Origin of the sequence: Intrasporangium sp. (assembly GCF_040414665.1) — a bacterium.
Taxonomy (GTDB): Bacteria; Actinomycetota; Actinomycetes; order Actinomycetales; family Dermatophilaceae; genus Intrasporangium.
Genome location: NZ_JBEDUL010000073.1, coordinates 12,653 through 32,770 on the forward strand (window position 1 = coordinate 12,653; position 20,118 = coordinate 32,770).

The window sequence follows — 20,118 nt, forward strand, 5'->3', positions numbered from 1 at the left end:
TTGCTGTGAGCCACAAACGGACTCACGCTCGGTCTATCGTCGGAGACGTGGACCTGGAACGGCTCACCGGTGAGCAGGCGCGGCGGATCGCGGTGCGCGCGCAGCTGCTCGATGCGCCGCGTCCCGTGGAGCTTGTCGAGATGGTGCGCCAGCTGACTCTCCTGCAGCTCGACCCGACCGCGGCAGTGGCGCCGAGCGCGGACCTCGTCGCCTGGAGTCGCCTGGGGTCGTCGTACGAGCCCGCTCAGCTGAAGAAGGCGCTCGAGCAGGACCGGTCACTCGTCGAGTTCAACGCCCTGATCCGACCGATGGAGGACCTGCCCCTCTACCTGGCAGATGCAGACGAGGTCCCGAGGTATCCCGATTCCCGGGCCTGGTTCGAAGGCAACGCCTCGTTCCGTCGCGACATCCTGTCCCGGCTCGACGCAGAGGGACCGCTGCAGTCGAAGGACATCCCGGACACCTGCGTCGTCCCATGGCCATCCACCGGGTGGACGAACAACCGCAATGTGACGCAGATGCTCGAGTTCCTCATCGCCCGGGGCGAGGTCGCGATCGCCGGACGCCAAGGACGACAGCGGATCTGGGACCTGTCCTCCCGGGTGTATCCGGCCGACCTGCCGCACGTGACGCCAGCCGATGCCAAGCGCATCCGGGATGAGCGACGGCTCCGGGCGCTCGGCATCGCTCGCGCGACTGGCACGAACATGCCCGCCGAGCCGCCGTTCGTCGGTGAGGCCGGCGTCGCTGCCGCGGTTCACGGCGTTGCCGGTGAGTGGCGCGTGGATCCTGGCCAGCTCGAGCGCGTCGACGACGAGTTCGAGGGCCGGACGGCACTGCTGTCACCGTTCGATCGACTCTCGCACGACCGGAAGCGGGCGCTCGAGCTCTTCGGCTTCGACTACACGCTTGAGATGTACAAGCCTGCTGCACAACGACGCTGGGGCTACTTCGCCCTACCGGTCCTTCACGGCGACCGGCTGGTGGGCAAGGTCGACGGCACGGTCGACCGCAAGGCGAAGGTGCTCCGGGTGAACGCCCTCCACCAGGACGTCCGGTTCACCCGGGCCATGACGGCGGGGGTCCTCGCAGAGCTCGAGGACCTCGCCGCCTGGCTCGGGGTCGGGCTCGACGGCCCCGGCCTCCCCAGCCGCAGAACCTGACCGGGGCGATCGCAAGAACAGGATCCGGACCTGAAGCTGCCGGACAGCCAACTCGCTCGGCCCGCCAGATGGGGACCCGGGCGCTGGAATGGCGCGGATTCCGGTGGCAGCGCCCTCGCGGCCGGAAGCCGCTCTTTCGATCGGTGGGCCCGGGATCACCGGCGAGGCGTCACCACGATGTCCTCGTCGAAGAGCACGCCTGGGCAGGGCCCGTCCGGAACCTCGCAGACCTGGAGCAGGCCGTGCGCCAGGGCTCGTCCGGGCCGGGCGTTCTCGGCCGCGACCCTGACCTCCCACCGGTGGTCTGCTCCGTCGCACGTGAGCGCCTCGAGCACGACGACCGCAACGCGGTCTCCGCGCTGGAAGATCTCGACAGAGGCGTTGCCCAGCCGCTGACCGGGCCCTTCGCACTGGTACGTGCCCCCGATGGTCAGGGCGCCGTCCTGAAGCACGGCCCGCATGTCGACGTTCACGTCGCCGTAGTCGGGTGCGCCGCCCGCAATCGCGGACGTGGCGGAGAGGAGTGACGCGGTCACGGCCGTGGCGAGGACGGCGCTGCGCCGCAACATTGCACGCATTGGGTTTCCCCCTGTTCGGTTGTGCTCGCCTCTCGAGCACTCACCCACCTGAACCCCCGATGGGCGTCGAACCGTTGTCACCGCCAGGCGACTTCACGCCCCTGCACGATCGAGTGAACATGATTCGGGCCGATAGCTGTTCACTCGATCAGGGGTGGAGGTGCTGCGCGATCCGGCCGAGCAGGCCGGCCAGGGGCGGCGGGGTCGTGGTCGCGTCGAGACGGACTGCGAGGCGCTCGGCCAGCGCCACCTTCCGGCCGGAGCCACTGCCGGCGAACCGGTGGAGCTGGTCCGTCAGGCTCCGGTGGCGCCACTCGGGCTGGTACTGGAACGTGCGGAACCGCTCGAGGTGGCCCATCTCGTCGAGCGCGTCCTCGACCACCGCCGTCCCGACCGCCCGGATCAGTTCGTCCTCCAGGTCGCTGTCACAGACGAAGAAGCCGTGATCGACAAGGTCGACCGGCGCCTCGAGCGGCACGCCGGCCCGGCGCAGCGCACCGAGGACGAAGCGCTCCTCCGCGACGTCGTAGAGACCAAGCACCATGGCGTCCGGGTGCTCGTCTCGGGACTTGCGCAGGTCACGAGCGACGTTGGTCACCCCCTCCATCGACACGACCTTCACTCGGCCCTCGCCGTCGAGCCCGTGGGCACGCAGGAGCACGGCCACGGCCGCGGCGTCACTCCGCCCCTCGACGAGGACGACGACGTGCGGGCCCGCGCTCAGCGGCATACGGCGTAGTCCTAGTCCTCGCTCACGTCGAGGTCGACGAGAAGCTCCGTCGCGAGGCGCTCGAGGTCAGTGCGGAGCTGCCCGACCTGGGTTGACGCCGGCAAGCCGACGACGACGTGCGCCTCGAAGAGGCGCCCACCCGCCATCGGCGCGTCCCGGGTCTCGGTCTCGATCGTCTCGATGCTGAGGCCGTGCCGGGCGAGCACGGCGGACACGTCGTGGACGATCCCTGGGTGGTCGTTGCCGACGAGGTCGATGGTCAGGGTGGGCTGGGCCTGCGCGGCCTCGGCACTCTCCGCCTCGGCGCCGGGATGCGCGGACACCTCGAGAAGGCCCTCGAGCTCGCCCAGTGAGCTGGTCAGCTCGTCGGCACGATCGGCCGGGACAGAGACCACGACGATGCCGGCGAACTTGCCGGCCAGCTCGGTCATCTGGCTGTGCTCCCAGTTCCCCCCGTGGTTGGTGACGACGTTGGCGAGCGCCTCAACGAGGCCGGAGCGGTCGTCGCCGATGACGGTGAGCACGAGTCGAGGCATGCTCGCATCGTAACGACGGCTCCCTCCACCGCGCTCCTCCGCACGATTCAGCTGAGGTCGGGCTCCAGGTCTTGAGGCAGCGCGTCAGCCTCCGACGGAGACGGCTCTGCCGGGGGATCCGGCTCGAGCCCGGCGATGTGGATGAGGGCATCGCCGCGGTTGACGAGCGGCGTGGTCGTTCGGCCGACGACGATGCCGGAACGGTCGGCGTGGACGAGGCGCAGGGTCTTGCCGAAGGAGTCCGAGAGGCTCCCGAGCCGGTCCCCGACGTCGACCCGCTGGCCCAGGACCGCATCGAGCTGGAGGATCCCGGTGCGCCGGGCCCGGACCCAGCCGCTGGAGCGGGAGACGAGGCTCGGCGTGGGCGCGGGCTCGTCGAGGGGGTCGACCATGCCCAGTGCCGCAAGCACCCTGCGGACCCCGACGACCCCCGCCTCGATGGCCCACGCGTCGAAGCGCCACGCCTCGCCGGCCTCATAGAGCAGCACGACCGAGCCGCGCTCCTGGGCCGCCGCCCGAAGCGAGCCGTCGCGCAGCCTCGCGTTGATCATCACGGGCGCCGCGAAAGCCGCAGCCAGTTCACGGGTCCGCGGGTCGTCGAGGTCGGCCCGGATCTGCGGGTGGTTGGTCCGACCGAAAGAGCCCGTGTGCAGGTCGATCCCCACCTCCCCGCGGCCCACTACCTCTGTCATGAGGAGGTGCGCGATACGGCTCGCCAACGACCCTCGCGCCGAGCCCGGAAACGAGCGATTGAGGTCGCGCCGGTCGGGTAGGTAGCGATCGCCCGACGTGAAGCCGAAGACGTTGACGATGGGCACGGCCACGAGAGTGCCCCGGAAGGCCTTCGGGTTCAGCCGCGCCACGAGTCGCCGGATGACCTCGATCCCGACGACCTCGTCACCGTGGATCGCGGCGGTGACCCACACCGTCGGGCCGTCCTCGCGCCCGTGCACGACCCGCACCGGCAGGGTGATCTCGGCACCGGTGACGAGTCGGGTGATGGGCAGCTCGACCTCACGGGCGTAGCCCGGGCGGACGCGGACCGGTCCGATACCGAAGGACGCTCGCGCCATCACCGACCCCTGTTCCGGCGGCGCATCGCGAGGCGTGGACGCCCGCCGAGGTAGGACCTGCCCGGATCGACGACGTAGCCCTGGCGCAGCGCCTCGCGTCCAATGAGCATGCGAAAGCCCATCTGGTCGCGGTTGGACAGGCTGACCTCCGCCTCGATGGTGCGCTTGCCGAGGACCACGTCGACGAGCACCACGATGCGCTCCTCGGCGTGCCCGGACGAGCTGCGGACGATCCGCTCGTCCTGGATCGGGCACTCGACGACCACGGCGTCCGTGTCGGACCGCTGCCACGGGTGCACGGAGAAGCGCACCCAGGGCTCGCCGTCGCGCAGGATGTGCTCGATGTCGAAGGCATGCAATGACGAGGACCGGGCGCCCGTGTCGACCTTCGCCTTGATCCACGGCACCCCGAAACCAGGGAGAGTCACCCATTCACGCCACCCGACCTGGGTGCGCACACGAGTCGGCTCCACCACGTCGACATCCTCGCAGGTCGGCGCCCGCAAACCCGGGACCCTCGCGGGCTCCCCCCGGTCGAGTGTGCAGTTTGCGCCGATGCCGGCGAGCTCGCTTCCAGCGCAGCCTCCCCCGATCGAGCGTGCAGTGCGTGCCGGATGCCAAGGCCCGCCACTTGCCCAAGCCTCCGGCGCAAACTGCGCCCTCGACCAAGGGGGTGGCTGCCGCGGAACGGAGCCCAGCGGCATACGGCCCCGCTTGTGACGGGCGGGTTCACGGCGGCACTTCGTGCCCAGCTCCCTCCTGGTCGAGTGTGCACTTCGCGCCCGGGCGGATTCAGGCGCAAACTGCACACTCGACAAAGGGGTGGGGGCTCTACCGTGGGTGGATGGCTGGTCCCCCTGCTTCGGTCAAGACGTTCAACCGGTTCGCCCTCCTCCTGGCTGGCCGCCGCTTCGTGCCGCTGTGGGGGGTGCTCCAGCACTCCGGTCGGAAGAGTGGACGCGTGTACTCGACGCCCCTCGCGTTCACCTCGACGCCCGGCGCCTTCTTCGTCGGACTGCCGTGGGGACGCGGCACAGACTGGGTGCGAAACGTACGTGCGGCCGGGCGGTGCACCGTTCGGCTGGGCGGGCGCGAGTTCGAGTGCACGGAGCCGGAGTTCGTCGGCAAGGACGTCGTCATGGCGGCAGCGACAGGTCCGGCGCGCCTCTTGCTGCAGCCGTCGAACTTCCCCGGTGGCTTCCTCCGCCTGCGACACGGGCCCGCCCGTGATCGGAGCAACTGAGCCACGTCCGGAGGTCAGCTGACCGGGGAGCCAGCTCAGCGGCATACCCCTTGCTGTTTCTGCAGGCCGCCCTGCCTCCTCCTTTCGTAGGACGACTGCAGGAGCCCCGCTGAGTACCGTGAACACGTGGGGAACGCATGGCGTTTCGCGTCGAGGCACGGAGTCGACGTCCTCATCGTGGGGACGGCACTCGCGAGCGCGGTCGGGGTCCTCGCTCGGGACGACCCGCAGCGGCCGACCGGGGTCGCGTTGTGGCTCGAGGCTGTCGCTGTCGCCCTCCTCGTGCTGCTGCTCCTCGCGCGACGCCGGTTCCCCTTCGGGGCGCCCGCGGCCATGTGGCTCTTCAGCGCAGCGTTGTCGTTCCTCGACGGGCAGCTCATTGCCAACCGCACCGGCCTCTTCCTCACCGGGATGGGTGCGGCGCTCCTCCTGGGCAACCTGCGTCGCGACGTTGAGGCACGGGTCGGGCTCGTCATCGCGGTCGGCGGTGCGGCGGTGGTCGTCTACAACATCCCCGGCCACGGGAGCGACGACCTCATCTTCACGCCAGCGCTCTTCGGGATGAGCTGGCTCGTGGGTTACGCGCTCCGCGAGCGCGCGGTTCAGACAGAGGTCGCGGAGGAGCGGGCGAGCAGGGCGGAGCGGGAGCGCGAGATCGCGGCGCGGGTCGCCGTGGCGGAGGAGCGGGGACGCATCGCCCGCGAGCTGCACGACGTCGTCGCCCACGCGATGAGCGTCATGGTGCTGCAGGTCGGCGCCGTCCGCCACCGGATGCCGGACGGCGACGCGGAGGTCCGCGAGACCCTGAAGGAGGTCGAGCAGACCGGTCGCACCGCGCTCGCGGAGATGCGTCGACTGCTCAACGCGATGCGCCACGACGACGAGTCGCTCGAGCTGGAGCCGCAGCCGGGGCTGCATGACCTGGAGACGCTCGTGGCGCACGTGCAGGCCGCCGGGCTGCCCGTCCGACTCGAGGTCGAGGGCGAGCCGGTGACGTTGCCGCCCGGACTCGACCTCTCGGCCTACCGCATCGTCCAGGAGGGGTTGACCAACAGCCTCAAGCACTCGGGCGCCACTCAGGCGGAGGTCCAGGTCCGCTACCGCCCGAGGGAGCTCGAGCTCGAGGTCCGCGACGACGGCCCGGGCGGCGCGGGCCGCGCGGGCCGCGCGGGAGGCGCGGGAGGCGCGGGAGGCGCGGGCCGCGCGGTTGGCGACGCGGCCATCGCTCACGACGGGGGCTCCGAGAGCGGGCTCGGCCACGGTCTCGTCGGAATCCGGGAACGGGTCAAGATCTACGGCGGGCAGATGTCGGCGGGAGCGTCCCGAGCCGGCGGCTACGTGCTGCGCGCACGCTTCCCCCTCGATGGAGCTGGCCGATGACGATCCGGGTGCTCGTGGTGGACGACCAGTCGATGGTGCGGGCCGGCTTCCGCATGCTGCTCGCCGACGAGCCCGACATCGAGGTCGTCGCCGACGCGAGCAACGGCCTCGAGGCGATCGCCCAGGCCGCACGCTTCCACCCGAACGTCATCCTCATGGACATCCGGATGCCCGAGCTCGACGGGCTCGAGGCGACGAGACGAATCCTGGCGGCCGACCCGGCGGCCCGCGTCCTCATCCTCACGACGTTCGACCTGGACGACTACGTCTATGAGGCGCTCAGGGCGGGGGCGAGCGGCTTCGTCCTCAAGGACGACCCACCCGAGCAGCTCATCGCCGCGGTCCACACCATCGCGGCCGGAGACGCACTGCTCTCCCCTGCGGTCACGAAACGCGTCATCCAACACTTCACCAGGCTGAGCCGGCATGCGCCCCCTCGCGTGTTCGAGAGCCTGACGACGCGGGAGCTCGACGTCTATCGGCTCATCACACGGGGACTGTCGAACGCCGAGATCGGACGTGAGCTGTTCATCAGCGAGACGACGGTCAAGACCCACGTGACCCGACTGCTCCAGAAGCTCGACGTGCGCGACCGCGCCCAGGCCATCGTCCTCGCCTACCAGTCCGGGCTCTTCGACTCGTCCGAGCTGGCCTGACCGCCCGACGTCCTCCAAACGTCGGACCCGAAAGATCGTCGGCTCGTCGGACCTGCTCGCGACCTCGCGACGACGCGCTGGAGGGTGCCCCGTTCCTAGCGTTGAAGCATCCAATCACCCAGTGCGAAAGGCACCTCCACATGATCACCATCGACTCCCTGACGAAGACGTACGGCAAGCTGACCGTCGTCGACGACGTCAGCTTCGTGGCCAGCAGCGGCCGGGTGACCGGCTTCCTCGGACCGAACGGGGCCGGCAAGTCGACCTCAATGCGGATGATGGTCGGCCTGACGACACCAACGTCGGGCAGCGCCACGATCCTCGGTCGTCGGTTCGCCGACCTGCCCAACCCGGGCCTCGAGGTGGGCGTCATGCTCGACGCCTCGGCCCAGCACGCCGGCCGCACCGGCCGAGAGATCCTCACCCTTGCGCAGCGGTTCATGGGCCTGCCGGCCCGACGCGTGGACGAGTCCATCGAAGCGGTCGGGCTCACCGAGTCCGAGGCCGGGCAGCGGGTCGGCAACTACTCGCTCGGCATGCGCCAACGCCTCGGTGTGGCCACGGCCCTCATCGGTGACCCCGCCGTGCTCATCCTCGACGAGCCGGCGAACGGGCTCGACCCGGCCGGTATCCGCTGGATGCGCGACCTGTTGCGCCGCTACGCCGACCAGGGCGGCACGGTCCTGCTCTCCTCGCACCTGCTCCACGAGGTCGAGGTCATCGCCGACGACATCGTCATGATCGGCAAGGGGCGGATCGTCGCCCAGGGCTCCAAGGCCGAGCTCCTGGGTGCCGCGGGCACCGTCGTCCGCGCGGCCGACGTCTTCCGGCTCCAGCGAGCCCTCGACCAGCGCGGCGTCCAGACGACCGTGACCGACGACGGCGCCCTGCGTGCCGATGCCGACGCCGCGCGCGTCGGCTGGGCCGCACACGCCTCCGGCGTCGCCCTCACCGAGCTGCGCCCAGCGGACGGCGGGCTCGAGGACATGTTCCTCCAGCTCACCGCTGACACCCAACGAGAAAGGAAAGCGGCATGACCGCCATGACTGTCGACTCCCTCGACACCACCGCCGCCGGCCGTGCAGATCGCGGCACCCCCAAGCGGATCCCCCTCACCCGCGTCGTCGCGGTCGAGCTGCGCAAGATGTTCAACACCAGGTCCGGCTTCTGGCTCATGGCGAGCATCGTCATCGCCGGCGTCGGGACGACCGTCGGGATCATCCTGCTGGCACCCGAGTCGGAGCTGACGTACTACACGTTCGCCAAGGCCGTCGGCTTCCCGATGGCGATCATCCTTCCGATGATCGCCACCCTGTCGATCACCGGCGAGTGGAGCCAGCGCAGCGGCCTGACGACGTTCACCCTGGTCCCGCGCCGCAACCGGGTCATCGTCGCCAAGGGCCTCACCTCCCTCGGGGTCGGCGTCGTGGCGATGCTCTTCGCCTTCGCCGTCGGCGCGGTCGGCAACCTCGTCGGCACGGCCATCACCGGCGCCGACCTGGTGTGGGACGTCTCCCTCACCGAGGGCGCGACCATCGTGCTCGGCAGCCTGCTCTGCCTGCTGACCGGCACCATGCTGGGCCTGCTCATCCGCAGCTCGGTGGCAGCGCTCGTCGTCTACTTCATGTACGCCTTCGTGCTGCCCAGCCTGTTCGGGCTGCTCATGACCACGGTGGACTGGTTCCCGGACGTGCGGCCCTGGATCGACCTCAACCTTGCGGAGTCGTTCCTCTTCAACGGTCAGGTGACCGGCGAACAGTGGGCCAACGTCGCGGTCACGGCCGGGGTCTGGATCATCGTCCCCGCGCTGCTGGGACTGCGCCTGGCCATGCGGTCCGAGGTGAAGTGACGGGGTGACCCGAACCCGCTCACGAGCCAGCTTCGGTCCCGAAAGCTGTTCACTCGATCGAGTGATCGCCCGGCGAGAAGCCCTGGTGCTCAGCAGAGCGCCGGGGCATCTCGCATCCGCAGACCAGCGCGGCTCACGGCGCCTCCGGCGAGTGCTTAGATGGTTCGGCTCCATCACGTCGATCGACCTCGCAGGTAGACATCATGAAAATCGCGATCCTCTCGCGCGCCCCCCGGTCGTACTCGACGCAGCGGCTGCGGACCGCCGCCCTCGACCGTGGGCACGAGGTGAAGGTCCTCAACACCCTGCGCTTCGCGATCGATCTCTCCGGTCCCGACCCAGACCTCCAGTTCCGCGGGAGGCCGATCTCGGACTACGACGCCGTCCTGCCCCGCATCGGCAACTCGATCACCTACTTCGGCACCGCGGTCGTGCGGCAGTTCGAGCAGATGGACGTCTACACGCCCAACACCGCCAACGGGATCGCCAACTCCCGCGACAAGCTGCGCGCCACCCAGATCCTCTCGCGGCACCACATCGGGATGCCTGCGACCACCTTCGTGCGCAACCGCGCGGACGTGCGGCCGGCGATCCAGCGGGTCGGCGGGGCCCCCGTCGTCATCAAGCTGCTGGAGGGCACCCAGGGCATCGGCGTCATCCTGGCCCCCGAGGTCAACGTCGCCGAGGCCATCATCGAGACGCTCCACAGCACGAAGCAGAACGTGCTCATCCAGAGCTTCGTCAAGGAGAGCCGCGGCCGGGACATCCGGGCCCTCGTCGTCGGTGACCGGGTCGTGGCCGCGATGCGCCGGGTCGCCCATGGGGACGAGTTCCGCTCCAACGTCCATCGCGGAGGCGCGGTCGAGGCCGTGTCGCTGGCCCCACAGTACGAGGAGGCCGCAGTGCGGTCGGCGCAGATCATGGGGCTGCGCGTCGCCGGCGTCGACATGCTCGAGAGCGTCGACGGCCCGCTCGTCATGGAGGTCAACTCCTCGCCCGGCCTCGAAGGCATCGAGACGGCAACGAAGCTCGACGTCGCCGGAGCCATCATCGACTACGTCTCCCACCAGGTGGGCTTCCCGGAGATCGACGTGCGCCAGCGGCTCACCGTGTCGACCGGTTACGGCGTAGCCGAGCTCGTCGTGCACGCGGGCGCCGATCTCGTCGGCAAGACGATCGCGGAGTCAGGCCTCGACGACCGCGACATCACCGTCCTCACGCTCCACCGCGGCACCTCCGTCATCCCGAACCCGCGTCGCCGCACCGAGCTGCAGGCCGAGGACCGGCTGCTCTGCTTCGGCAAGCTCGAGGAGATGCGGTCGATGATCCCCGAGCGTCGGCGTCGGCGCCACAAGGTCCGACGCCTGCCCAAGGAGCCACTCGTCGACGACCGCGAGTGACCCGATCATGGGTGCTGCCCCACCTGCCCTGCGACCTGCCTCCTGCCCTACGGTTGGGCAGATGGAATGGCAGAACGCCGGCGCCGTGCTCTTCGACCTCGACGGCGTGCTGACGCCGACCGCCGAGGTCCACATGCGCGCGTGGAAGCAGCTCTTCACCGACATCCTCGAGCGGCTGCCGGAGCACGGCGAGGCCGACCGCTCGCCCTACACGGACGACGACTACTTCCACCATGTCGACGGACGGCCGCGCTACGAGGGCGTCGAGGCGTTCCTGCGCTCGAGGGGCATTGACCTCCCTCAGGGGACGCCGCAGGACTCGCCAGACGAGGTGACCATCTGCGGTCTGGGTAACCGCAAGAACGTGCTGTTCAACGAGCTCCTCGATGCCGAGGGGATCGAGCCCTATCCCGGATCCGTCGCGCTGCTCGACGACCTCGAGCACCGTGGCACTCCGGCCGCGGTCGTCACGTCTTCCCGCAACGGCCCGCATGTGCTCCACACGGCGGGGCTGGCCGAGCGGTTCGAGATCGTCGTCGACGGGTCCGTCGCGACCGAGCAGGGGCTCGCCGGCAAGCCGGCGCCAGACACTTTCCGGTATGCCGCTGAGCAGCTCGGCGTCGAGCCGGCCCGTTGCGCCGTGGTTGAGGATGCCGTCTCCGGCGTTACCGCCGGCGCCCGCGGAGGCTTCGGGATCGTCGTCGGCGTCGACCGTGGCGTCGGCGCGGACACCTTGCGCCAAGCAGGTGCCGACGTGGTCGTCAATGACCTGGCCGAGCTGGTCCCCACGGCCGGTCCCGTCTCCCAACCGCACCCATGACCCCGGAGAGCCCCATGCAGACCGACTCGTGGCATCGCCCGCCACAACCCGTCGACCCCCTCGACCGGAGTCGCTTCCCCATCGACCCGTGGCGGCTGGTCGAGTGCGCCTACGGGAAGGATGACCTCGGGCTCACCGAGACGCTGTTCTCCGTCTCGAACGGCTACCTCGGCCTGCGCGGCAACGTCGAGGAGGGCCGCGACACGCACACCCATGGCAGCTACGTCAACGGCTTCCACGAGACATGGACGATCCAGCACGCAGAGGAGGCCTACGGCCTGGCCCGGGTGGGTCAGACGATGGTCAACGTCCCGGACCCCAAGACGATCAAGCTCTACGTCGACGACGAGCCGCTGCTGTTGTCGAACGCCGATCTCGAGTCCTACGAGCGCACCCTGGACATGCGACGCGGGCTGCTGACCCGGGACCTGATCTGGCGCACCAGTTCGGGCAAGCGCGTCCGGATCTCCAGTACCCGCATGACCAGCCTCGTCGAGCGGCATCTGGCGGTCATGACCTTCGAGGTCGAGATGCTCGACGGGGATGCCTCGCTCGTCATCTCCAGCTCGATCCTCAACCGCCAGGACGGCTCGGACGAGTACCGCGTCAGCTCGGCGGCCATGGGCGAGGGCCTCGATCCCCGGCAGGCCGAGTCGTTCGAGCACCGCGTCCTGCAGCCGCGTCGCCACGAGATCGTCGACGACCGGCTGCTGCTCGGGTACCGATGCACCAACTCGAAGATGACCATCGCCACCCTCGCTCATCACGCGATCGAGACCGACAATCAGCGGACGCAGCGGCGCAGCGTCGAGGAGGACCTGGCCAAGCAGGTCTACGAGATCGCCGCCGAGCGCGGCCGGCCGGTGCGGGTGGAGAAGCTCGTCGCCGTGCACACCTCGAGCGGCGTGCCGCCGCGTGAGCTGGCCGACCGCTGCGGACGCACCCTGGACCGCGCAGTCTCGGCAGGCGTGCCGCGCCTCCACCGGGAGCACGCCGAGCAGTGGGAGCGCTTCTGGGCCGAGTCCGACGTCGAGGTCGAGGATCAGCCCGCGGTGCAGCAGGGCATCCGATGGAACCTGTTCCAGCTCGGGCAGGCCACCATCCGAGCCGGCAACCAGGGCATCCCCGCCAAGGGCCTGACGGGCACCGGTTACGGGGGCCACTACTTCTGGGACACCGAGTGCTACGTCGTGCCGTTCCTCACCTACACCCACCCGCAGGCGGCGCGAAACGCGCTGCGCTTCCGGCACGGGATGCTGGATCCCGCTCGTCGCCGCGCCGCTGAGCTGTCCCAGTTCGGGGCGCTCTACCCGTGGCGGACGATCAACGGCGAGGAGGCCTCCGCCTACTTCCAGGCCGGCACGGCGCAGTACCACCTCAACGCCGACATCGCCTACGCCCTGAGCAAGTACGTGCAGGCGACCGGTGACCAACAGTTCCTCCTCCACCATGGTGTCGACATCCTCGTCGAGACGGCCCGGCTGTGGACCGACCTGGGTTTCTGGCAGCTCAACGGCGACCAGTCGTTCCACATCCACGGCGTCACCGGACCCGACGAGTACAACACCGTCGTCAACGACAACTTCTTCACCAACGTCATGGCCCGGCACAACCTCGAGGCAGCGGTTGACGCCGTCCGCCAGCTGAAGCGGTCAGACCCCGGACAGATGGCGCGGGCGGTGGCCCGTCTCGGCCTGAGGGAGGAGGAGGTGGCGACGTGGGAACGGTGTGCCCAGGGCATGCACATTCCCTACGACGAGCGCACCGGGGTCCACCCGCAGGACAGTCACTTCCTGGAGCGCGAGGTGTGGGACCTCGATGCCACCCCGGCGGACCGACGGCCCCTGCTGCTGCACTACCACCCGCTGGTCATCTACCGCTTCCAGGTGCTCAAGCAGGCCGATGTCGTGCTGGCGCTCTACCTCGTGGGCGACCACTTCAGCGAGGAGGACAAGCTCCTGGACTTCGACTACTACGACCCGATCACCACCGGGGACTCCTCGCTCTCCGCGGTCGTGCAGTCGATCGTCGCGGCCGAGGTGGGATACCACGAGCTCGCGCTGCGCTACTTCTACGCCGGGTTGTTCGTCGACCTGGCCGACCGGCACGGCAACACCGTCGACGGGGTGCACGTGGCCTCCACGGGAGGCGTGTGGAGCGCCCTGGTGGCCGGCTTCGGCGGCATGCGTGACCACGGGGGCAGCCTGACCTTCGACCCCCGGCTGCCGGAGGGCTGGCCGTCAATGACCTGGCGCATGCGCTGGCACCAGTCCCGGCTCCGGGTCAGGCTGGACCGCGAGGCAATCAGCTTCGTCATCGAGGTGGGCGAGCCGGTGACCCTGAGCGTGCGTGGCGAGCCGGTGGAGGTCGGCCATGAGGAGGTGCGCGTGCTCCTCGACGGCCAGGGTCCCCGGCGCGACGGAGGGCCGCAGCTGCAGCTGGTCGGCGACAGCCCCTCGGGCACGAGGCGCCGAGCGACCGAGGGTCGAGCCGCCGCGGCCGGGGTGGTCCCGCACAGCTGGTCCATCGAGCTGGACGACCCGACGGGCCCGATCCCGATCCGTGCGCCGCAGGCCGACCCGGTCACCTGACGCCCTGACACCAAGGGGTCGACCCGTCGTTGTCGGCGGACTAGCGTCGGTACCTGTCCAACTCGGGCACCCGGTGCCGAGCCAAGGAGGTCGACGATGCCCCGAACAGTGCCGTGCCTGTGGTTCAACGGCCAGGCCGAGGAGGCGGCAGCCTTCTACTGCTCCGTGTTTCCCAACTCTCGCGTCACGCGGGTCCAGCCCTACCCCGAGGGGAGTCCGTTCCCCGCTCCGTTCGGCCCGGGGACCGCGATGACCGTCGACTTCGAGCTGGACGGGCAGCCGTACACCGCCCTGAACGGTGGGCCTGAGTTCACCTTCTCGGAGGCCATCTCCATGCAGATCTTCTGCGCCGACCAGGACGAGATAGACCACTACTGGGACAGGCTGACTGCGGACGGTGGCGAGGAGAGCATGTGCGGCTGGCTCAAGGACAAGTACGGGTTCTCATGGCAGGTCGTCCCGAGCATGCTCAACGCGCTCGAGTCCGATGACCCGGCCAAGCAGCAAGCCGTCGCCGATGCAATCTTCCGGATGAAGAAGCTCGACATCGCCGAACTGCAGCGGGCCTTCGACTCCGCCTGACGTCGCGCGTCGCTCGCGCGCCGGTGTCGGGCAGATCACCCGATGATGATCGGCTCCTCCTCTTCCTGCTCGGCCGCGTTGAGCTTGGCGATGACGCTCCTGACCTGCTCGCGAACGTCCGCCTCGTCATGGCCGAAAGTGCTCAGGAAGGACTGCATGGCGTTGCGGGTCAGCGCCAGCTCAGTGTCGGTGAGATGCACTGTGTTCACGCTTCAACGGTACGCCGCCGGGCACCGTCTCGCAGGCACAAACCCGGCTGCTCGACAACGGGTCGTCGGGCAGCCGGTCAGCCCAGCGGCATACGGCATGGCACGTCTGTCGCTGGGCTCCCCCCGACAGGATCAGCCGTTGTTGGTCAGGAGCACCTTGAGCGCCCGGTTGTCGGCCGCGTTCCCGAAGGTGTCGTACGCCTCCATGAACTGGTCGAACGTGAAGTGGTGGGTGACGAACTTGCCCGGATCGATCGCACCCGCCTCGATCTGGCCGAGCAGCTCCTGGGCCGTCGTGGCATTGACGAGTCCAGTCGTGATGGTGATGTTGTTGATCCAGTCACGCTCGATCGGGAAGCTGACCGGCTGGCCATGCACTCCGACGTTGGCGACGCGGCCGCCGGGCCGGATCGAGTCGAGCGCGGTGGTGAAGGTGGCCGGGATCCCGACTGCCTCGATGGCCACGTCGACCCCGAGACCATCGCGGCTCAGCTTCTTCAGCTCGGCGACGACGTCGTCGGTCTTCGTGATGTCGATGGTGTCGGTGGCCCCGAAGGCCCGCGACTGCTCGAGCCGGTAGGCGTCCCCGTCGACCGCGATGATCTTCGAGGCGCCCCGTGGCCCTGCCGTCATGATCGCGGCGAGCCCGATGGGGCCGGCACCGATGACCGCGACGACGTCGCCCTCCTTGACTTCTCCGTAGACGACGCCGATCTCGTAGCCCGTGGGCAGGATGTCGCTCAGCATGGCCGCCTGCTCCGGCGTGACGCCTTCGGGCAGCGGGATGAGACCGTTGTCGGCGAAGGGAACGCGGACGAACTCGGCCTGCGTGCCGTCGATGAGGTGGCCGAAGACCCAGCCGATGCCGCCGAGGGTCTGGCAGTGCGACGTCAGTCCAGCCTTGCAGTAGTCGCACTTCATGCACTTGCTGATGCACGAGACGATGACCCGGTCACCGACCTTGAGCTTGCTGACCTCCGAGCCGACCTCCGTGACGACGCCGACCCCCTCGTGGCCGAGGATGCGGCCGTCGGTCACCGCTGGCACGTCGCCCTTGAGGATGTGCAGGTCCGTGCCGCAGATCGTCGTCGCCTCCATCTTGACGATGGCGTCGGCGGGATCCTTGAGGCTCGGATCCGGGACGTCCTCCCACACCTTGCGGCCCGGTCCGTGGTAAACAAGCGCCTTCATCTCAAACACCTCGTACTTCATCGAAGTGCCGTCCGCCCGGCTGGGCGCACGGCCGAAACGCCCTGGGTCCATTGTCCTGCGGCCTCCTCCCCCTGCCGCAGGGTCGCACCCGTGACAATGCCCACGGGCCGCGCACGCCGGGATCGGGACCTTTGACCTTGACCTGTCCGGCAACGACGGAATCCGAAGCGCCGTCGCCTCAGGCGCCACGGTTTCAGCGGCGAACTAGCATTCGGTCAGACGGATTCGTTAGTCTTTGGGCTCCAGCGAAGGAGACAGCGATGACCGAGACGCTCCAGACCAGCACCGCCCACGACCCGGGGACAAGACGCCGCCTGCCCGAGCGGTCCCAGCCGATCGATCCCCGCCGCGTGGAGCAGCTCCTGGCGGCCGAGTGGGAGCGGTTCACGTCGTGGTCGCGGGGCTCCGGCGAACACAACAAGCGGGCGAGCCGCTCGCTGCCGCTTGGCGTGACCAGCTCGTTCCAGCACTGGGAGCCCTACCCCATCTCCATCGCCTCCGCGCGAGGTGCGTGGCTCACCGACGTCGACGGCAATCGGCTGCTCGACCTGTCGATGGGCTTTGGCGCGATGCTCGTCGGCCACCTCAACCCGGTCGTCGTCGAGCACGTCACCGAGGCCCTGACGCACACGGGGACGCTCTTCGTGACGCCCTCTCCCCAGGCGACCGAGATGGCTGAACGGTTCCAGGGCCGCTTCGGTCTCGACCTGCTCCGCTTCACCAACTCCGGCACCGAGTCGCTCATGTATGCGATCCGGGTGGCCCGGGCCCACACCGGCCGCAAGGCCATCATCAAGATCGAGGGCGGCTACCACGGCGGCTACGACGCGCTCCAGGTGTCGGTCAAGCCTGACCTCGCAGACATCGGCCCGGCGGAGGAACCCATCCCGGAGGTCCCGTTCGACGTCGAGGCGGGGACCGTCCACGTCGTCGCCTACAACGACCTCGGGCAGCTCGAGCGGGTGCTGGCCGAGCATGGCCGGGACATCGCGGCGCTCGTCATCGAGCCGGTCATCGAGAACCTGTCGATCGTCGTGCCCGACGAGGGCTACCTCGCCGGCGTCCGGGCCGCCTGTGACGCGCACGGCGTCCTCGTCATCTTCGACGAGGTCAAGACCGGACTCACCGCAGGCTACGCCGGCGCAGCCCAGCGACTCGGCGTCCAGCCCGATCTCATCACCCTCGCCAAGTCGATCGGTGGCGGCCTGCCCCTGGCGGCCTTCGGCGGCAAGCGCGAGATCATGGAGGTCGTCGTCGACGGGCGGATGGCGCACTTCGGCACCTACAACGGCAACCCGCTTGTCATGGCGGCCGCGCGTGCCGTCGACGAGATCTGCACGCCGGAGGCCCTCGATGCGGCAGAAGCCATGAACAACCGCGCCATGGACGCGATCGACGAGATCATCGCCGCCCACGAGCTGCCCGCCCACACCGTCGGTCTCGGCGTCAAGGGCTGCGTCACGTGGTCGGCGACGCCGGTGCGCAACTATCGGGACTACAAGGCCACCGACTTCGGCCTGGCCGAGCTGTCCTGGCTGTGGGGTGTCAACCGGGGTGTCCTGACGCCGCCCGGACTCGACGAGCAGTGGCTCGTGTCGCTCGCGCACACCGACGACGACATGGCGGTTCTCGTCGAGGACTTCCGCCAGCTCGCGGAGGCGCTGCGGGCCTGACTGGGCGCCGGGTGCGCATCGCATCCTGCTCCGCGTTGCGGAGCAGGATGCGACTCGCCGTCCCGAGCTGTTCATGAAACCGCCCCTGCGCGCCCACCACAGGTCAACCTCACGACACCACCGCTCCCTACGTTGAGGCCGTCCCTCACCAACTGACTCAGGGAGCAGTTCTCATGCGAATCCGCAGCATTGCGGCCACCGTCGCCCTCTCCGCGACAGCCGCCGCCATGATTCCCGCAGGCGCCACCGCCGCCAACGGCCCGATGAGCTTCGAGCCGATCGACGGCACCCCCTACGCCACCGCCAGCGCCGACTGGACCGACCCGTTCATCATCCCCAGCGGCTTCACCCAGCAGCTCGTCGTCGACGAGACGCAGCTCGACATCTACGTCGGCGCCGACGACCTCACCGACATGAACACCGTCAACGAGACGGGCCCCATGGCGGGCCGTTTCCTCTACCGCACCCACGAAGTCGGCTCGGACGGCTCGCTGTCCGTCGTCGACCTCGACACGGGCAAGGCGAAGGTCATCGCCCAGCGCGAGGACTGGCGGCGCCTTGACGGCCTGCGGTGGACGCCGTGGGGCACGCTGCTCTTCGCCGAGGAGAGCGACAGCGGCCGCCTCTTCGAGGCCTTCCTCGACCCGAAGGACCCGACCGTCGTCACGAGAGTGGAGGAGCGCCGCGAGGTCGGCATCCTGCGGCACGAGGGCATCGAGGCGCTCGGCGATGGCACCGTCTACGTCATCGACGAGCTCAATGGCGGATCGATCTTCAAGTTCGTGCCGACCAAGCGCGGCGACCTGTCCGATGGCCAGCTCTACGCCCTGAAGCTCACGGGCCTCACCGATGCCGAGCAGAAGTGGAGCTCGAGCACGTATCAGCAGAAAGTCGGGGCCTTCGAGTGGGTGGCCCTCGACATGGACACGGTGGTCGTGGATGCCGACGAGGCCGCGAACGACGTCGCCGCAACGGAATTCGGCCGTCCGGAGGACGTCGAGGTCATTGGCAGCACGCTCTATGTCGCCAACACGTCGGAAGACCGCGTCGTGGCGATCGACCTCACGAAGAACGAGCTCACCTCATTCGTCGAGAAGGGCGTCAACGTCCCGGTCGAGAACTCGGGCGCGGGCGTGACCGGCTTCAACAACCCGGACAACCTCGCGCAGGGTCCCGACGGCCGTCTCTGGATCGTCGAGGACAACTACCTCTCCGACGTGTGGGTTGCCGGCCTCGACACCGACCGGGACGGTGCGGCTGACTCCGTCGAGCAGTTCGCCTCCCTCGTCGACACGGGTGCCGAGATCTCGGGCATCTACTTCGGCAAGGACCCGAAGACGCTGTTCCTCAACATCCAGCACCCGGACAAGGCTCTCGCCGACGGGACGTGGGCGCTTCGCAAGCGCTGAACGCCCAACTCAGCTCAGCGGCATACGGCCAATGTCGTATGCCGCTGAGTTGCTTTCCAGCGAAAGCCAACTCGCAACACGCCCGGCACCGCGTAACTCACCCTGAAGCAACAGTGGTGAGTTCCGAGTTCTCGGGCGTGTTGCGGGGTGGGACGAGCGGGAGGCGAGCGGCGAGCGGGAGCGGACGCAGCGGCATACGGGATGATGCCGTATGCCGCTGAGTTGCCTTCCAGCGCAATGCTCGTCACGCCGTCGCGAGCGCACGGGTGAAGCGGCCGGTGTCCAGCCAGTGGCACAGCCGATCGACGGACGACGGCAGGTAGGTCCGGGCCATCTCGCGGAGCTGGGCGGGGCTGCTGCCCAGGAGGGGGTTGGCCAGGAGCGGCCGGCGCGAGGCGATGGGCCTCGGGACCGAAGGCCTCGGCCGCGTCCATCGCCGCGGGGCGCAGCGCCCCGGCCTGCTCCTAGTCGGTCAGGTCGGCATGGGCCGGCGCTGCGTCCAGGTGGCCACCTGGTGCGGACCCCCAGCGCGCTTGACCCTCCGTCGCGCCTGCTGGGGTGGCGCGGCAGACTCTGGCCATGGACGACCTGCTCACCCCGCCCTTCGACACCAAGATCGCGGTCGTCGTGCGTGACGACCTCGAGGTCTGGCAGCGGCTCAACGTGACGGCCTTCCTCATCAGCGGCGTCACGGCGGCGCACCCGGAGCTCGTCGGGCAGCCCTATGCCGATGCCGCCGGTCGCTCCTACCTCCCGTTGCTCGGGATGCCGGTGCTCATCTTCGAGGGCTCGCCAGCGGCGGTCGCGACGGCGCACGAGCGCGCGGTGCGACGAGGGACTCCGCTCGCGATCTACACGAAGGACATGTTCTCGACGGGGCACGATGCGGCCAACCGGGCGGTGGTTGCCACGGCGCCCGCGGACTCGCTCGACCTGGTCGGCCTCGCCCTGCATGCTCCGAAGAATGCGGTCGACCGGATCCTCAAGGGCACGCGCTTGCACCCCTGACGCATC

At 69.3% G+C, this 20,118-nt stretch carries 20 protein-coding genes; 13 read left to right on the plus strand and 7 right to left on the minus strand.

The features are described from left to right. Positions 1-47: 47 nt before the first annotated feature. The gene (locus tag ABF401_RS08420) at positions 48-1,163 is read left to right on the plus strand and encodes a DNA glycosylase AlkZ-like family protein (protein WP_353509097.1); all 1,116 of its coding nucleotides are present in this window, start codon (positions 48-50) and stop codon (positions 1,161-1,163) included. 155 nt (positions 1,164-1,318) lie between these two features. On the opposite strand, the gene ABF401_RS08425 is transcribed toward ABF401_RS08420, so the two are convergent. The 5 genes from ABF401_RS08425 to ABF401_RS08445 all read right to left on the minus strand — a co-directional run bounded on the left by ABF401_RS08425 (position 1,319) and on the right by ABF401_RS08445 (position 4,556). After that, a complete protein-coding gene (locus ABF401_RS08425) occupies positions 1,319-1,741 on the minus strand; it encodes a DUF6299 family protein (protein ID WP_353509098.1) in 423 nt (140 codons plus the stop codon). A 148-nt stretch (positions 1,742-1,889) separates the two neighbouring features. After that, a complete protein-coding gene (locus ABF401_RS08430; RefSeq protein ID WP_353509099.1) occupies positions 1,890-2,471 on the minus strand; it encodes a hypothetical protein in 582 nt (193 codons plus the stop codon). Positions 2,472-2,482: 11 nt separating this feature from the next. Then, positions 2,483-3,007 (minus strand): glycine cleavage system transcriptional repressor, encoded by a 525-nt coding sequence (locus ABF401_RS08435; RefSeq protein WP_353509100.1) that lies wholly within the window; start codon positions 3,005-3,007, stop codon positions 2,483-2,485. Between the two features lie 47 nt (positions 3,008-3,054). Beyond that, a complete protein-coding gene (locus ABF401_RS08440) occupies positions 3,055-4,080 on the minus strand; it encodes a succinylglutamate desuccinylase/aspartoacylase family protein (protein WP_353509101.1) in 1,026 nt (341 codons plus the stop codon). Continuing rightward, positions 4,080-4,556, minus strand: a complete 477-nt coding sequence (locus tag ABF401_RS08445; RefSeq protein ID WP_353509102.1) for an ATP-dependent zinc protease family protein — start codon at positions 4,554-4,556, stop codon at positions 4,080-4,082. The genes ABF401_RS08440 and ABF401_RS08445 overlap by 1 nt, the downstream gene beginning before the upstream one ends. 368 nt (positions 4,557-4,924) lie before the next feature. On the opposite strand from ABF401_RS08445, the gene ABF401_RS08450 reads away from it, so the two are divergent. The 9 genes from ABF401_RS08450 to ABF401_RS08490 all read left to right on the plus strand — a co-directional run bounded on the left by ABF401_RS08450 (position 4,925) and on the right by ABF401_RS08490 (position 14,601). Next, positions 4,925-5,323, plus strand: a complete 399-nt coding sequence (locus tag ABF401_RS08450) for a nitroreductase family deazaflavin-dependent oxidoreductase (protein WP_353509103.1) — start codon at positions 4,925-4,927, stop codon at positions 5,321-5,323. A gap of 126 nt (positions 5,324-5,449) precedes the next feature. Continuing rightward, positions 5,450-6,703 carry a sensor histidine kinase gene (locus ABF401_RS08455; protein ID WP_353509104.1) on the plus strand — a complete coding sequence of 418 codons (1,254 nt, stop codon included), beginning with the start codon at positions 5,450-5,452 and terminating at the stop codon, positions 6,701-6,703. After that, on the plus strand, positions 6,700-7,359 hold the full coding sequence (locus tag ABF401_RS08460) for a response regulator (protein WP_353509105.1): 660 nt from the start codon (positions 6,700-6,702) through the stop codon (positions 7,357-7,359). Before ABF401_RS08455 ends, ABF401_RS08460 begins: the two co-directional genes overlap by 4 nt. A gap of 140 nt (positions 7,360-7,499) precedes the next feature. Beyond that, positions 7,500-8,396, plus strand: coding sequence for an ABC transporter ATP-binding protein (locus ABF401_RS08465; protein ID WP_353509106.1), 897 nt, complete (start codon positions 7,500-7,502; stop codon positions 8,394-8,396). Beyond that, positions 8,393-9,208 (plus strand): ABC transporter permease, encoded by an 816-nt coding sequence (locus ABF401_RS08470; protein WP_353509107.1) that lies wholly within the window; start codon positions 8,393-8,395, stop codon positions 9,206-9,208. Before ABF401_RS08465 ends, ABF401_RS08470 begins: the two co-directional genes overlap by 4 nt. A gap of 203 nt (positions 9,209-9,411) precedes the next feature. Further along, entirely contained in the window at positions 9,412-10,608 is a 1,197-nt protein-coding gene (locus ABF401_RS08475; RefSeq protein ID WP_353509108.1) for a RimK family alpha-L-glutamate ligase, read from the plus strand. A gap of 61 nt (positions 10,609-10,669) precedes the next feature. Then, positions 10,670-11,428 (plus strand): HAD family hydrolase, encoded by a 759-nt coding sequence (locus ABF401_RS08480; RefSeq protein WP_353509109.1) that lies wholly within the window; start codon positions 10,670-10,672, stop codon positions 11,426-11,428. Between the two features lie 14 nt (positions 11,429-11,442). After that, positions 11,443-14,019 carry a glycoside hydrolase family 65 protein gene (locus ABF401_RS08485; RefSeq protein WP_353509110.1) on the plus strand — a complete coding sequence of 859 codons (2,577 nt, stop codon included), beginning with the start codon at positions 11,443-11,445 and terminating at the stop codon, positions 14,017-14,019. A 96-nt stretch (positions 14,020-14,115) separates the two neighbouring features. Continuing rightward, positions 14,116-14,601, plus strand: a complete 486-nt coding sequence (locus ABF401_RS08490; RefSeq protein WP_353509111.1) for a VOC family protein — start codon at positions 14,116-14,118, stop codon at positions 14,599-14,601. 35 nt (positions 14,602-14,636) lie between these two features. Here ABF401_RS08490 and ABF401_RS08495 read toward each other — a convergent pair whose 3' ends face one another. Then, positions 14,637-14,810 (minus strand): hypothetical protein, encoded by a 174-nt coding sequence (locus tag ABF401_RS08495; protein WP_353509112.1) that lies wholly within the window; start codon positions 14,808-14,810, stop codon positions 14,637-14,639. Positions 14,811-14,942: 132 nt separating this feature from the next. Then, positions 14,943-16,001 carry a zinc-dependent alcohol dehydrogenase family protein gene (locus ABF401_RS08500; protein WP_353509113.1) on the minus strand — a complete coding sequence of 353 codons (1,059 nt, stop codon included), beginning with the start codon at positions 15,999-16,001 and terminating at the stop codon, positions 14,943-14,945. Positions 16,002-16,282: 281 nt separating this feature from the next. On the opposite strand from ABF401_RS08500, the gene ABF401_RS08505 reads away from it, so the two are divergent. The 3 genes from ABF401_RS08505 (at position 16,283) to ABF401_RS08515 (ending at position 20,112) form a co-directional block, all read left to right on the plus strand. Beyond that, positions 16,283-17,695 (plus strand): aspartate aminotransferase family protein, encoded by a 1,413-nt coding sequence (locus tag ABF401_RS08505; RefSeq protein WP_353509114.1) that lies wholly within the window; start codon positions 16,283-16,285, stop codon positions 17,693-17,695. Positions 17,696-17,868: 173 nt separating this feature from the next. Then, on the plus strand, positions 17,869-19,104 hold the full coding sequence (locus ABF401_RS08510) for an alkaline phosphatase PhoX (RefSeq protein ID WP_353509115.1): 1,236 nt from the start codon (positions 17,869-17,871) through the stop codon (positions 19,102-19,104). Positions 19,105-19,683: 579 nt separating this feature from the next. Beyond that, positions 19,684-20,112 (plus strand): DUF2000 family protein, encoded by a 429-nt coding sequence (locus tag ABF401_RS08515; protein WP_353509116.1) that lies wholly within the window; start codon positions 19,684-19,686, stop codon positions 20,110-20,112. The last annotated feature ends 6 nt before the right edge of the window (positions 20,113-20,118 follow it).